The sequence below is a fragment of the Carnobacterium jeotgali MS3 genome (assembly GCF_000745125.1).
GTDB lineage: Bacteria > Bacillota > Bacilli > Lactobacillales > Carnobacteriaceae > Carnobacterium_B > Carnobacterium_B jeotgali.
The window spans coordinates 1-11,767 of record NZ_JQNF01000009.1; the positions used below are offsets into that span (position 1 = coordinate 1).

17 protein-coding genes are annotated in these 11,767 nt (G+C 31.7%); 9 read left to right on the plus strand and 8 right to left on the minus strand.

The window, feature by feature from the left end:
• Window positions 1-43 precede the first annotated feature (43 nt).
• The 4 genes from BP18_RS12600 to BP18_RS07520 form a co-directional block, all read right to left on the minus strand.
• Window positions 44-184, minus strand: a complete 141-nt coding sequence (locus BP18_RS12600) for a hypothetical protein (RefSeq protein ID WP_156097224.1) — start codon at window positions 182-184, stop codon at window positions 44-46.
• 234 nt (window positions 185-418) lie between these two features.
• Entirely contained in the window at window positions 419-700 is a 282-nt protein-coding gene (locus BP18_RS07510; RefSeq protein WP_231549406.1) for a helix-turn-helix domain-containing protein, read from the minus strand.
• On the minus strand, window positions 687-1,052 hold the full coding sequence (locus tag BP18_RS07515; protein WP_029277014.1) for a type II toxin-antitoxin system RelE/ParE family toxin: 366 nt from the start codon (window positions 1,050-1,052) through the stop codon (window positions 687-689). The genes BP18_RS07510 and BP18_RS07515 overlap by 14 nt, the downstream gene beginning before the upstream one ends.
• Before the next feature lie 317 nt (window positions 1,053-1,369).
• Entirely contained in the window at window positions 1,370-2,689 is a 1,320-nt protein-coding gene (locus tag BP18_RS07520) for an IS1380-like element IS1678 family transposase (protein ID WP_029277017.1), read from the minus strand.
• 858 nt (window positions 2,690-3,547) lie between these two features.
• Here BP18_RS07520 and asnB point away from each other — a divergent pair.
• The 4 genes from asnB to BP18_RS07540 all read left to right on the plus strand — a co-directional run bounded on the left by asnB (window position 3,548) and on the right by BP18_RS07540 (window position 7,972).
• Complete coding sequence (gene asnB, locus BP18_RS07525) at window positions 3,548-5,440, plus strand: asparagine synthase (glutamine-hydrolyzing) (protein ID WP_035050558.1); 1,893 nt, start codon at window positions 3,548-3,550, stop codon at window positions 5,438-5,440.
• Window positions 5,441-5,845: 405 nt separating this feature from the next.
• Window positions 5,846-6,583 (plus strand): DUF975 family protein, encoded by a 738-nt coding sequence (locus tag BP18_RS07530; protein ID WP_029278286.1) that lies wholly within the window; start codon window positions 5,846-5,848, stop codon window positions 6,581-6,583.
• A 239-nt stretch (window positions 6,584-6,822) separates the two neighbouring features.
• A complete protein-coding gene (locus BP18_RS07535; protein WP_029278285.1) occupies window positions 6,823-7,119 on the plus strand; it encodes a bacteriocin immunity protein in 297 nt (98 codons plus the stop codon).
• A 301-nt stretch (window positions 7,120-7,420) separates the two neighbouring features.
• Window positions 7,421-7,972: a tyrosine-type recombinase/integrase gene (locus BP18_RS07540; protein ID WP_007725642.1), complete on the plus strand. Its 552-nt coding sequence runs from the start codon at window positions 7,421-7,423 to the stop codon at window positions 7,970-7,972.
• A 56-nt stretch (window positions 7,973-8,028) separates the two neighbouring features.
• Here BP18_RS07540 and BP18_RS07545 read toward each other — a convergent pair whose 3' ends face one another.
• Complete coding sequence (locus BP18_RS07545; protein WP_007725640.1) at window positions 8,029-8,247, minus strand: hypothetical protein; 219 nt, start codon at window positions 8,245-8,247, stop codon at window positions 8,029-8,031.
• 112 nt (window positions 8,248-8,359) lie between these two features.
• Window positions 8,360-8,560, minus strand: coding sequence for a helix-turn-helix domain-containing protein (locus tag BP18_RS07550; protein WP_007725638.1), 201 nt, complete (start codon window positions 8,558-8,560; stop codon window positions 8,360-8,362).
• 196 nt (window positions 8,561-8,756) lie between these two features.
• Between BP18_RS07550 and BP18_RS12720 the strand changes: the two genes are divergently transcribed.
• The 3 genes from BP18_RS12720 (at window position 8,757) to BP18_RS12835 (ending at window position 9,629) form a co-directional block, all read left to right on the plus strand.
• A complete protein-coding gene (locus BP18_RS12720; RefSeq protein WP_197050073.1) occupies window positions 8,757-8,912 on the plus strand; it encodes a hypothetical protein in 156 nt (51 codons plus the stop codon).
• Window positions 8,913-9,147: 235 nt separating this feature from the next.
• Window positions 9,148-9,420, plus strand: coding sequence for a hypothetical protein (locus tag BP18_RS12830; protein ID WP_231549452.1), 273 nt, complete (start codon window positions 9,148-9,150; stop codon window positions 9,418-9,420).
• The gene (locus BP18_RS12835; protein WP_231549453.1) at window positions 9,405-9,629 is read left to right on the plus strand and encodes a DUF5626 family protein; all 225 of its coding nucleotides are present in this window, start codon (window positions 9,405-9,407) and stop codon (window positions 9,627-9,629) included. Before BP18_RS12830 ends, BP18_RS12835 begins: the two co-directional genes overlap by 16 nt.
• 1 nt (window position 9,630) lies before the next feature.
• Here BP18_RS12835 and BP18_RS07560 read toward each other — a convergent pair whose 3' ends face one another.
• Entirely contained in the window at window positions 9,631-10,143 is a 513-nt protein-coding gene (locus tag BP18_RS07560) for a helix-turn-helix domain-containing protein (protein ID WP_007725663.1), read from the minus strand.
• Window positions 10,144-10,393: 250 nt separating this feature from the next.
• Here BP18_RS07560 and BP18_RS07565 point away from each other — a divergent pair, with 250 nt between their 5' ends.
• Together BP18_RS07565 and BP18_RS07570 are read left to right on the plus strand one after the other, a co-directional pair.
• Window positions 10,394-10,993, plus strand: a complete 600-nt coding sequence (locus BP18_RS07565; RefSeq protein ID WP_029276986.1) for a hypothetical protein — start codon at window positions 10,394-10,396, stop codon at window positions 10,991-10,993.
• A gap of 34 nt (window positions 10,994-11,027) precedes the next feature.
• Window positions 11,028-11,228 carry a hypothetical protein gene (locus BP18_RS07570; protein ID WP_007725661.1) on the plus strand — a complete coding sequence of 67 codons (201 nt, stop codon included), beginning with the start codon at window positions 11,028-11,030 and terminating at the stop codon, window positions 11,226-11,228.
• A 121-nt stretch (window positions 11,229-11,349) separates the two neighbouring features.
• Here BP18_RS07570 and BP18_RS12725 read toward each other — a convergent pair.
• The coding region (locus BP18_RS12725; RefSeq protein ID WP_035050564.1) for a hypothetical protein at window positions 11,350-11,767 on the minus strand (418 nt) is incomplete at its 5' end.

The following is an 11,767-nucleotide window of genomic DNA, read 5'->3' on the forward strand; positions in this document are numbered from 1 at the left end:
TGGTATTTTTTCATTAAAGTATTTAATTAAATATTCTTGAGAATTATTTTTCAAAAAATTCTTCTTCTGTTTCGAGTAATATTATACTTTCCTCAAATATTTTTGTATTATCCATATTTTTTTGTTCAAGGAGAGTAGACTCTTTCAGTAAAACTACAGAAAATAAACGATCTTTATTTATCATTTTTTACTCCTTTATTTGAGTTTTACTCAATTCTTATTGTGACAAACTCACCTTCATTTCAGGATACACTATTTTACATATAATCGTGTATCGAAAAGGAAAGGGTCACAAAACTCACATAAAACATATGTGAGTTTTATGACCCTTTTTATTGTGTTTATCTACTACTAGTCTTATTTAATTACATATCAGATTAAACTTTTTGTAGGTGTTATTTTAGGAATCGTGACAAAGTTAAACGACTACTTCCATTTTTAGTTTTCCGCCTACAGATTCCACGATGTCACTTAATGTTTGTACACTAATGTTTTGTGACCCTTTTTCTACTCGAGAAATATAAGATTGTTTTTTTCCAGTTAGAGTAGCTAATTCAGATTGAGTTAGATGTTTTTCTTCTCTAATTCTTAAAAGAATGTTTGCAGCTTGATAGCTAGCTTCAGTTTCTTTCCACGCTTCAGCAAACTCTGGTGTTTCCATTTGGGTGTCGAAGTAACTTTTTAGTTTATTTTCCATCATTTTCACCCTTTCTTTCTAGATAGTCTTTACGATACTCTTTGGATTTAGTAATTTCTCTTGAAGGAGTTTTTTGTGTTTTTTTCGTGAAACCATGTGTGATAATATATTTATTATGACTAAAATGAAAATATAAACACCTAAAAATGTTGCTTGAGAATTTTACTCGAAGTTCGTAAATGCCATCATCTAAGTGATCGATATATCCTGGTGGAGAATGGACTCCAAAATCTTCCACAATAGTTATTGCTCTTAATACTTTAGCTCTAGATTTTACATCTAAACTATCTAAATACTCCAAAAAGGGAGCTTCACCGTTTTCTTTTTCATAGACATCGAAATTATATTTTTTCATACTTTTATTATAACTTATAAGTGATAATGTGTAAACAATCTTATTTAGGAAATCGAATACTAGGTACTATTGATTTTATGAGAATACATAAAATTGTTTAAAAACGTGTATTGACCTGAATAATTCATAGCTTTAATTCTTTGGTACATTTTATTGAAATATGTATCACTAATATCCCTATCAACTGATTTTGACTAAAAAGTTACTTCAAACATTCACTGTTCAAAAATATTGAGGAATAAATTTTGGGTGTAAGGCATTTTGAGCATACTTCTCCCTGGATAACTTCCCAGTAAAAAAATCGTTAGATTGTTGGATTAGATCCATTGACTGGCTCGCCTCAGGCGAGCAAAGACCCTGTAGAATTCATTCTGATACACATGATAACTAGATAATTTGAGATAGACTCGTCTACCCGTTTGGACTAATTTCCCAGCAACTTTCAGAAACTTCAATCGAATAGAATGAATGGTCATTCCCTTTTGGACTTCTTCAAAGCCAATCGTTCTTAAGAAGTTGACTAAGTTGTAAGCTATCAAGCTGAGCATCATTCGGACATGATTCTCCAAAAAGCGAGGACTGTCTGTCTTGTCAAAGTAAAAGCCAGCTTTCGCTTCTTTAATGAAGTTCTCCATTGTGCCACGTTTGGCATAGAGAGAAAAGATGGTATCAGGAGAAACATTTTCTGATAGATTCGTCACGATAAACTCATGTCGAAAGAGTAGTTCGCCCGCTTCACGTGTTGAGCGTATACACACGCGACGACTTTGTGACCAGGTTTGTGCTTGATAAGTGGTGGAGAAGTACTGAACTTCTCGTTCTTCCCACTTTTGATTATCGCCATAAAGTACTGATTTCTCAGCTATTTGACCTAGTCTACGATTATTCTTCAGTCGAATAACATAATGACTCTTTTTTGATTCACACGAATCATACACACCAGGTGTAGCGAACCCGCTGTCTCCACGAACCAAGATGTCAGTGTTTGGTAGAGAGTGATTATAGTGCTCTAATAAAGGTGTGAGAAACTCCTTTACGCCTTTTGATGTATATTGATTTCCTGAACGTAGTTCAGCTTTTAAGAAGTCACCAGTCAATCCGTCAAAAGCTACCAATGGATGATAACCATAGGTTTGGTAGTGGGTATTATAATCCGTTTGTTCTTGGTGACCAAATGTATCTGAATGGGTCGAATCTAAATCAATGATTAATTCCGTATCATTACGGATGAGGCGTGCTTTATCAATAAGTTCTTGGTTCAAAGCTTGAAGTTCATGGATATTCTCCTCAGATAGTCGATCTAAAAATCGAGAAAGTGAAGATTGAGAAGCGAGTTCTTTCCTATCTAAAACAGCTTTAAACACAGGATCTTGTCTCAGGAGATTAGCTGCAGAATCAGCTGAGTAACCAGCAATTAATTGCATAATGAACTGCTCAAGTATGGATAAGTTGTCATGAGTAAAATATGCTCGTTCGTCTTCAATGTGAATGTGTTGCTTAGCCAGTTCAGAAAAACCGAAGGTGTTCATCAGCTCTTTCACTAGGACGAGACCCGAATCACTCGATAATTGACCACCTGTATGAGAAATAGTGATATTTGAATTGAATTTTACTTGGTTTTTGTGTAAGCTAGTCATTAGAAGAACTCCTTTCTTTTGGTTGGTTTAGTCACTTTAACCATAGCAGAAAGGGGTTCTTTTTTCATCACTTAACGGGTGAAGATGAAAAAGTAATTGTAAGCTGCCGTGAGGCAGTTTCACATGGTTTTAATTAAAAGTATGAATTATTCAGGATTGATAAAACTACAGTTTCATTTAAAAATTTATAACTGAAGTACTTTTTTATTTGATTTTTAGTGTATGTAAACCAATAGTTGCTAATTGTAAACGAATAGGTGCGTTACTTTTTAAGCGGAAATTGAGAGAATATAGTTATTAAGTTAAGGAGGATAGTAATGATTTAAACTTGTGTTTAAGAGTTAGACATCCAATTTCATGTTATGAATACATGAGATTCTATAAAATAATATATTGAAGAAAATAGGTAGCTGCTAAAAACAAGCGAGCGACTCTCTTAAAATTAGATCTGTAAAAGATTTTTTATTTCAATTTCAGAGATACTTTTTTTAGCGGTTAAAAATACTTTTTTTCTTCTCTTTTACCAATGGTAACAATCTCAATAATTTCTATCTGATTATCTGTTGGTGGTTTAAAGATGAGACAAATGCCTAATTTTTGGTTCTTTAACAAAAAATTAGGACTTAAAATATCAATCTGCAATCGCTTAAAGTGATTGCTATTCGAAGATAATAGCTGTACTCTCAATTGTGGAATTTAAAAATACTAGACTTTTAATAGTGCTTAATTAAAATCTATTTTTCACTAATCAAAATAAAAATACATAAATTCGAAAATGTCGCTAGTTTAAAAGTCTTTAAAAAATTTTAACTAGAAGAACTAATCAATAAAAAGGAACCCAAAAAGAGGAGAATTGATATGTGCGGATTTGTTGGGTATATTTCCAATGTGGAAAATGCAATACAAAAAACAATAGAGAACAATATTAATGAGATGAATAAAATGATTGTACATAGAGGACCAGATGAAGAGGGGTATTATAAAGATAATACGATTGCTTTAGGTTTTAGAAGATTAAGTATTATCGATATTGAAAAAGGGCACCAACCATTATCTTATGAAAATGAACGGTATTGGATTATTTTTAATGGGGAAATTTATAATTATATAGAGTTAAGAAAAAAACTAAGTGGTCAAGGGTATTTATTTAAAACGGATAGTGATACCGAAGTTATCATTGCAGCTTATTCAGCCTATAAAGAAGAAGTAGTGGATAAATTAAGAGGAATGTTTGCATTTGTGATTTGGGACAAAGTAGAAAAAACATTCTTTGGAGCTCGTGATCATTTTGGGATTAAACCTTTTTATTATGCAGTAGAAGAACAAGGCCTATATGTGGCTTCTGAAAAGAAAGCTATTCTAAAAGTGGTTCAAGACCGACAATTAGATCAAATTGCTTTACAAAATTATTTAACTTTTCAATATGTTCCAGGATCAGAAACGATGCACCAATCAATTAAGGAACTACTTCCTGGTCATTTTATGACAAAGAAATTAAATGAGACAGTAAAAATTACGAGATATTGGCAGGCTGATTTTTCACCCATTAACAAATCAGAAGATTTTTTTACAAAAGAAATTCGAACAAGCTTATGGGATTCCGTTGAAAAACATATGAGGTCAGACGTTACAGTTGGTTCCTTCTTATCAGGAGGAATTGATTCGTCAATCATTGTAGCAATGGCACGCGAGTTTAATCCTAAGCTTAAGACATTATCCGTTGGATTTGAAAGAGACGGATACAATGAAATTAATTTAGCTGAAGAGACGGCAGAAGAGTTAAAAGTAGAAAACTTTAGTCATACGATTACTGTAGAAGAATTCATGGCTGAATTTCCACGTTTTGTTTGGCATATGGACGATCCTTTAGCTGACCCTGCAGCAATGCCGCAATTCTTTTTGTCAGCATTAGCTCGAAAGCATGTAAAAGTTGCGTTATCTGGTGAAGGAGCTGATGAATTATTTGGAGGGTATGGTATTTATAATGAACCACATGCGTTGAGAATGTTTAATCTTACTGGTAAGTATACCAACCAAGCTATCCATCAGTTAGCTCAGCTGATGCCTGATGGAGTAAAAGGGAAGAGTTTTCTTCTTAGAGGAACCGTTCCTTTAGAACATCGGTACGTTGGAAATGCAAAGATTTTTGAAGAGCTTGAAAAGAAAAAATTGTTAACCAATTATAATGCTAACTACCCGTTCAAAAATGTGACTGATTCATTTTATCAGCAAACAGTAGGGCGTAATCCAGTGGATCGCATGCAATTAATTGATATTAATACTTGGCTAAATGGAGATCTACTTTTAAATGCAGATAGAACTACAATGGCTCATTCTTTAGAGTTGAGAACACCATTTTTAGATAAAGAAGTATTTAATATTGCTAAAGAAATACCAGCACATTTAAGGCTAGCTCATGGAACGACTAAATATATTTTAAGAAAAGCCGTAGAAGGCATTGTTCCAGAAAATGTTATTTACCGTAAAAAATTAGGTTTTCCAGTTCCAATCCGTCATTGGTTAAAAGATGAAATGTATGATTGGGCATTGACGATTATACGGGAATCTCAAACAGAGCATTTATTAAATAAAGGTTATATTGAAGACCTCTTAATTAATCATCGCATAGGTAAGATAGATTATTCGCGTAAAATATGGACAGCTTTAACTTTTATGGTTTGGCACCGTATTTATGTCGAAGAATCACAAGAATTTTTAACAGAACCGCTACAATCTTCTGTACAGCAATAATTAATATATGAAATTAGATAAAAATTTGTATTGATAAATATAGACCATAAGTACACAAGTATCCTGTGTACTTATGGTCTAAAATACATTATTTTACATAGAAATATGTATCTAGAACCTTGTTAATACAGGGTTACTTTTTTACAATCATTATTTTTCTTATAGAAAGAAATAATAACTAAAATAGCAGTAGCAACCACTGGTTGCTACTATGGAAACCAATAAGTTCTATTAAATTAGGACTATTTGGTAGATAATAAGGTGTCGATTAGAAGGGGGTTAGAAAGGTTATTCTTGAATGGTACACATAATAGATAACTTATTTTCTTCGAAATAATATTTTATACCTACTATTATTTCAATCTAAACAGATAGGTAAAAACAAGTAGCGAGAGGAATGGTTTTTTGGAAAGATATAAGAGTCGAAAAGAATTAAAAGCGGAGGTGAAAGAGGTATTACGTGGCAGATGGAAAGAAGCCATTTTATTAAGTGCTATACCAATAATTTTAACAATAATAGGGGTAGCGATTACTTTATTATCCTATTCCTTTATTCAGCAAATAATCGGTTTATTTTCTGATATAGGGACTAATATTAACAGGTATGAGTCATCATATACTGAAGACTTTTGGTCTACCATCTTTGGAGCCTTATCTACGTTTATTGCTGTTGGTATTTCATATACTTTTTTAGATTGGTTAAGAAACCCAACTATGCGTATTGAACCAGTTAAACAAGCTTTTCAAATATTCACTAAAAAATACTTTTTAGGTACGTTTTTAATTTATATTTTCACCGGATTTTTTACCTTATTATGGGCATTTCTTTTTATCGTACCAGGAATTATAAAAACAATATCTTATTCTCAAGCCTATTTCATTTATAAAGATCAAAAAATACTAACTGAAAATGGAAAAGTATCTGCTCTCGATTGCATAACAGAAAGTAGAAAAATGATGGATGGCCATAAGTGGGAATACTTTGTATTACAGTTAAGCTTTATTGGCTGGGGCATTTTAAGCATTCTATCTCTAGGAATCGGATTTCTATGGTTAAAACCATATGTATATTGTACATATGCAGCATTTTATAATAATCTGACTGAAAATAGTCATTTTGACGAGTCATTAGATGACTTTTAATCTACTTAAGTTATGTATAAATAGCTAGACTAAAAAAAAGAGTAGTTCTAAATTGTTTATTATCAATAAATAAGTTTATTGAAGGGACAATTAATACAGAACTATAATAGAGTATGCTTACCATTTAAGGTGTCGACAATTGCGCTATATTAGCAAAAATAGTTTAACTTCAATAGACTATAAAGAAAGTACAATAGCAACTAAACTCACGTGTGACTATAATTAAGGAGCGATATTTTATGGGCAAAACAAAATGGTATTCCGGAGGAAATGAACGAGCAAAACAAGCAGCAAATATTATTACTGATCTATTAGATGATTTAAAAACAAACTTAGAAAACGAGTCGCTACAAAATGTATTAGAGAATTATTTTGAAGAATTAGAACAAAAGGGCGCTTCTATTCCTATGATTTTAAGTCGTATGAACTTAGATATTTCTAAAGCAATCAGAAATGATGGAGTTACTCTATCAGACTATCAATCTAAAAAACTAAAAGAATTGACTTCCATATCCAATATTAGATATGGATATTAACAGTGTACAAAAATAGATAAATTCAATTATTCCTAATTAAATTAATTTATAAGGTCACAGTAGTTATAGTGACCTTATTTTGTTTAGTCAATATGGAAAGATCAATTAAATTATATAGCCAATCGTTCCTTTAAGTTATCTAATGCTTTTTATAAATATTAAATACATGAAATTGGATAAAATCGTGTATCCGGAATCCTATTCCAATAGGGTTCTTTTTTTAGTTCGTCCTTCAACACACGATTATATGGTATACTAAACAAAATCATGTATCACTTTTGTGAGAGGAGAGGGCTTTTAAATGAGTTACAACGTCCAACCATTAAGAACGCAACAAGAAATAAACGACTTTTTATTCTGTTTGAGAAGAAATAAAAACGCGGATCGGGATGTTTTTCTGTTTTTGATCGGGATTAATAGCGGTTTACGCATGTCGGATATTGTAAAATTGAAGAAACAAGACCTGATTTCTTCCAAAAACCCTCGTATTGTAGAGAAAAAAACAGGGAAAACGCGTATTTTGTATTTGAGTAGTCTGCAGGACTTGATTTTAGAATACACGAAAGACTTAGCACCAGAGGATTATTTGTTTCCGAGCACCAAAGGTGGCCATGTGGAAGTGAATACGGTCTATCAGATGTTTCAAAAGGTCGCTAAGCTGTTAGGAAGAGACGATATTGGGACGCACACGCTACGTAAGACGTTTGGTTACCACTATTACAAGAAAACCAAAGACGTAGCTACACTGATGGAAATATTCGGTCATAGCAGCGAGAAAATTACCAAGCGCTATATTGGAATCAATGAAGATGAAATCAGCGAGACGTTATTGAATTTCAGACTAGGTTTTTAGTACTTTTAAACTAGAAAAAGCCGACAGATTAGGTTCACTGTCGACTTTTTTTAATCTTAACAAGCAAGAAAATTCATACTAATGTCATTATAAAGCTGTTTAGCTTCTTCTTGTTGTTGGATGAGATCTTGTTCCTTATCATGTGTTCCAAAAAAGACAATCTCAATGTCCGTTAGAACATTTCTAAGTAAGTCGTTCTTTCTACAATTACTTAATTTTTCTGACTGAATAATCGCTTTATAATTAGCCTGAGAATCTCCAAGTGTTCCTATCATAATAATCATTCCTTCTGGTTAATTTTCTCTTTTAAGTATAAATAAATTCAGTTATTATAGCTACCTCTTAATGAATAATTAATTTTTTTTCAATCGAATTAGATCTATTTTTTTAGGGCTTCTCTTTTAATAAATGGTCAATTGAAACTTGATAATAGGTACTTAATTTAACCAGGTTATCTAATTCAGGATAGCTGATGTCATTTTCCCATTTGGAAATAGATTGCCTTGAAATATGTAACTGTTCTGCTACATCATTTTGTGAATATTTTTTTTTAACTCTACTACTTTTTAGTTTTTTTCCCAATAACAATGTTATTCCTCCTTGCTTATTACTTATATCTATCATAATGAAAGTAAGGAAGTATGACTATAACGCAATGGTTTACATGGTAGCAACCATTGGTTGCTACCATGTAAACCATTGCGTTCTTTTCGTTTCATAAGATAAGATAGATAATTTAATTATGAACTACTAGGTTAGGAGAATGGTTATGGGAGATATCATAATGAAAAAAATAACTAAAAGAAGCTGCTATCAATTTTTGTCTCTTCTTATTTTTTGTTTAGCTATTGTTACTGTATTAAACAAAAAAATCAGCTTGGGATACGCTCTAATTATTATTGGTTATTATTTACTGAGAAAATCAGATCTAGTTGACTAAAAAAATAGAAATAGAAAGGTGATTTAATGCAACAAAAAAAATTGAAAATAATCCTAACTACACTAATAATAACGATGTTAATTTTTGCAATTATTGGAATAATAACCTTTTTACTTTAATCGAAATTTTCAGCTTCAGAAGAAAAACTAATTAAACAAAAGAGCTAACTATCCCAAATAAAGGATATACATATCAGTTTATCACTACCGGTATTATAAAAATTGGAGGAATTCACTTGAAAAAAATCATTTTTGCTCTAAGTTTTTTCACTATTTTTACTCTTAACAGTACAACAAAGGTACAAGCTGAAGAACTTTTAACTACCCCCGTGAACAGTGTAAGTTACGATATAGATCAAGGTGGACTACAAGAATTTGAAGTTGGAGATTCCCCTGATGAGACCTACACTATTACCATTGAAGAAGAACCTCAATTTTCTATTATGGCAAGAGTATCAAAAATAATACCTATAAAGTCACAAAAGAACGAGCTCTGCAATGGAAAGTAAGCTATAAAATAGATATAAAAGGAAACTCTATTACTAAGGCGCACTCACCTTCTATAAACAATTACATAGGAAGTGTTCGTAATTCAAGTTTAAAAGTGGATAATTCTAAACAAGCTACTTACTACATAAATATGATTATGCTAAAACTGAACAGCCCGGTGAATGTTCGTGCAACACTTCAAAATAATAAAATTATTGTAACCTATTGAATTAATCAACTAATTCTACGGTAGTGGTCCCCCAACCTAAATAATTACCTATCGTAAAGTAGAGAGCATAAGCATTCATTATAATACAACAAACACACGCTAGATAAACAAACTTATAGAGTGTGTTTGTTTTTTTGTTTCTCTTAATAATAATAGGGGCTAGAATTAAACCAATTGGGGGGATTAAACTTCCTATAAAAGCAAGAATTAACAGGATTAAACCTTCGTCTTTATCTGTATTTCCACGAATAAAATCTAATTTTTGAACATTTTCTTCTATTTTGACTTCATTTTCTTCAATCTTTCTTTTAAGTTCCTGATTTTCTTTTAGTAATTCGTCAATCGAAACTTCGTAATAGGTACTTAGCTTTACTAGATTATCTAAATCAGGGTAACTATTGCCATTTTCCCATTTTGAAATGGACTGTCTTGAAATATGTAAATAATCGGCCACATCTCCTTGCGAATAGCCCTTATTAACTCTACTTGCCTTCAATCGTTCTCCTAAGGCCATAATTATTCCTCCTTCTGCTCTTCTTTATTCTATCATACCGAAAGTAAGGATCATTGACTATAATCTATTAGTTGCCTTTTAGCACCTAATGGTTGCTACTATGTAACTAATAGCGTTCTTTTAATTTTAGCCGAATATAAACATAATTAAGTTATAAAAAGAAAAAGGAGGGTATAGTGAATAATTGTAGTTTTGTAGTTCTAAATGATGAAAAATAAAAAGTTTTATACAAAATAGGAGGAAAATTATAATGAAAAAAATTGTACTTAGTTTACTAGCAGGAAGTATGTTAGCGAGTTATGCTTTACCTACATATGTAAGTGCTTCTGTTTTTTCTGAAGATGAGATTAGAGAAGTTAATGTTACAGAGGAAAGCATTTTAGAAAATGATATTCAAGCTGACGAACCTATAATAGTTGATAGTGGAGAAAATTCTGATGATACTATTAATTCTCAAAATTTTACAATTGAATATGAAGAAGATGGTCCAGTGGTTATAATCTACGAAGAAAATATTAAAACAGCAAGAGCTGCTGCTGGAAGCACTAGTGTTTCTAAATGGGGAGCTTGGACGAACACTCGCATATCAGTTAGTAGAGGAGTTTTAGCAGGCGCAATTAATACTACTTTTTACACTGGAATAGCTGGGGTAGCTGGAACAATTGGATTACCTGTACTTGCTGTAACAGGATTACTGAATTCAGCCCAATGGACTAAATTAGGAAATGCTCCAGGAACTGCAGTTGCAAAAAAATGGGATACAAGCGGGAATGGCTGGGTAGAATTTTATATGAGCAAAGGGTATAATGCAGCAGGAAAACATGTTGCAACTAAATACAAAACGAAGTAGCTATAAAGTAGCTATATAGGTTAGAGGTGATTTTATGTTTAAAAAGTATAAAGAATTTACAGAGAAACACCCATATGTTTATGTCATACTAATAATGGTATTTACTAGTTTTATTGGTATCTCAATAGAATATATAGTAAATAAAAGTTTTATCGGCGGAGGATTATATACAGCTATAGCACTTACTTTAATTGAACTTTTAAGAGTAAGAAGAAGAAATAATTTAAAAAATTAATATTTTAAATGTAAATTAAAACTTTGTTGACATAATCACCATTAAACAAAGAACTCCCACCATTTTATTATGGTGGGAGTTCTTTGTTTAAAAATTGGCAAAACATACTAAATTAATATAATTATTTTTTTTTGAATATACGATTAAATATACTTACTTTCTCTGGTGAACTTTGTTCTAGTTCCAGTAATTTTTTATCGTGATTTTCTAACTTTACAATAGCAACTTCTAATTGATCTGACAATTTTAGGTTACTTTCAATTAGTTGATTAATAAGTGACTCGTATTTTTTGATTTTATCATCTTGAATCGGTTGCATATCGTTAGATGTGTCGCTCTCAAAACGGATATCGGTATCTGATACGTCCGATACGTCGTTTTCTGATAATGCTTGTTTAATTGACTTTTCAAGGGAAAAATCAGGGCGTACTTTTAGCGCTACCACCCGTTTTAAAACCGATACGTCGCTATTTGTGTATAATCGACTATTATTGCTATCACGATTAAAATAAGACTTGTTTCCGCTCGTTTTCTCAATC

What these genes read in the sequence shown, in the direction of transcription:
- BP18_RS07545 (WP_007725640.1), bottom strand. Translation starts at nt 8,247, where the DNA reads ATGATAGGAACACTTGGAGATTCTCAGGCTAATTATAAAGCGATTATT.
- BP18_RS07515 (WP_029277014.1), bottom strand. Translation starts at nt 1,052, where the DNA reads ATGAAAAAATATAATTTCGATGTCTATGAAAAAGAAAACGGTGAAGCT.
- BP18_RS12720 (WP_197050073.1), top strand. Translation starts at nt 8,757, where the DNA reads ATGAAAAAAATAACTAAAAGAAGCTGCTATCAATTTTTGTCTCTTCTT.
- BP18_RS07510 (WP_231549406.1), bottom strand. Translation starts at nt 700, where the DNA reads ATGATGGAAAATAAACTAAAAAGTTACTTCGACACCCAAATGGAAACA.
- BP18_RS07540 (WP_007725642.1), top strand. Translation starts at nt 7,421, where the DNA reads ATGAGTTACAACGTCCAACCATTAAGAACGCAACAAGAAATAAACGAC.
- BP18_RS07535 (WP_029278285.1), top strand. Translation starts at nt 6,823, where the DNA reads ATGGGCAAAACAAAATGGTATTCCGGAGGAAATGAACGAGCAAAACAA.
- asnB (WP_035050558.1), top strand. Translation starts at nt 3,548, where the DNA reads ATGTGCGGATTTGTTGGGTATATTTCCAATGTGGAAAATGCAATACAA.
- BP18_RS07560 (WP_007725663.1), bottom strand. Translation starts at nt 10,143, where the DNA reads ATGGCCTTAGGAGAACGATTGAAGGCAAGTAGAGTTAATAAGGGCTAT.
- BP18_RS07565 (WP_029276986.1), top strand. Translation starts at nt 10,394, where the DNA reads ATGAAAAAAATTGTACTTAGTTTACTAGCAGGAAGTATGTTAGCGAGT.
- BP18_RS07570 (WP_007725661.1), top strand. Translation starts at nt 11,028, where the DNA reads ATGTTTAAAAAGTATAAAGAATTTACAGAGAAACACCCATATGTTTAT.
- BP18_RS07520 (WP_029277017.1), bottom strand. Translation starts at nt 2,689, where the DNA reads ATGACTAGCTTACACAAAAACCAAGTAAAATTCAATTCAAATATCACT.
- BP18_RS12600 (WP_156097224.1), bottom strand. Translation starts at nt 184, where the DNA reads ATGATAAATAAAGATCGTTTATTTTCTGTAGTTTTACTGAAAGAGTCT.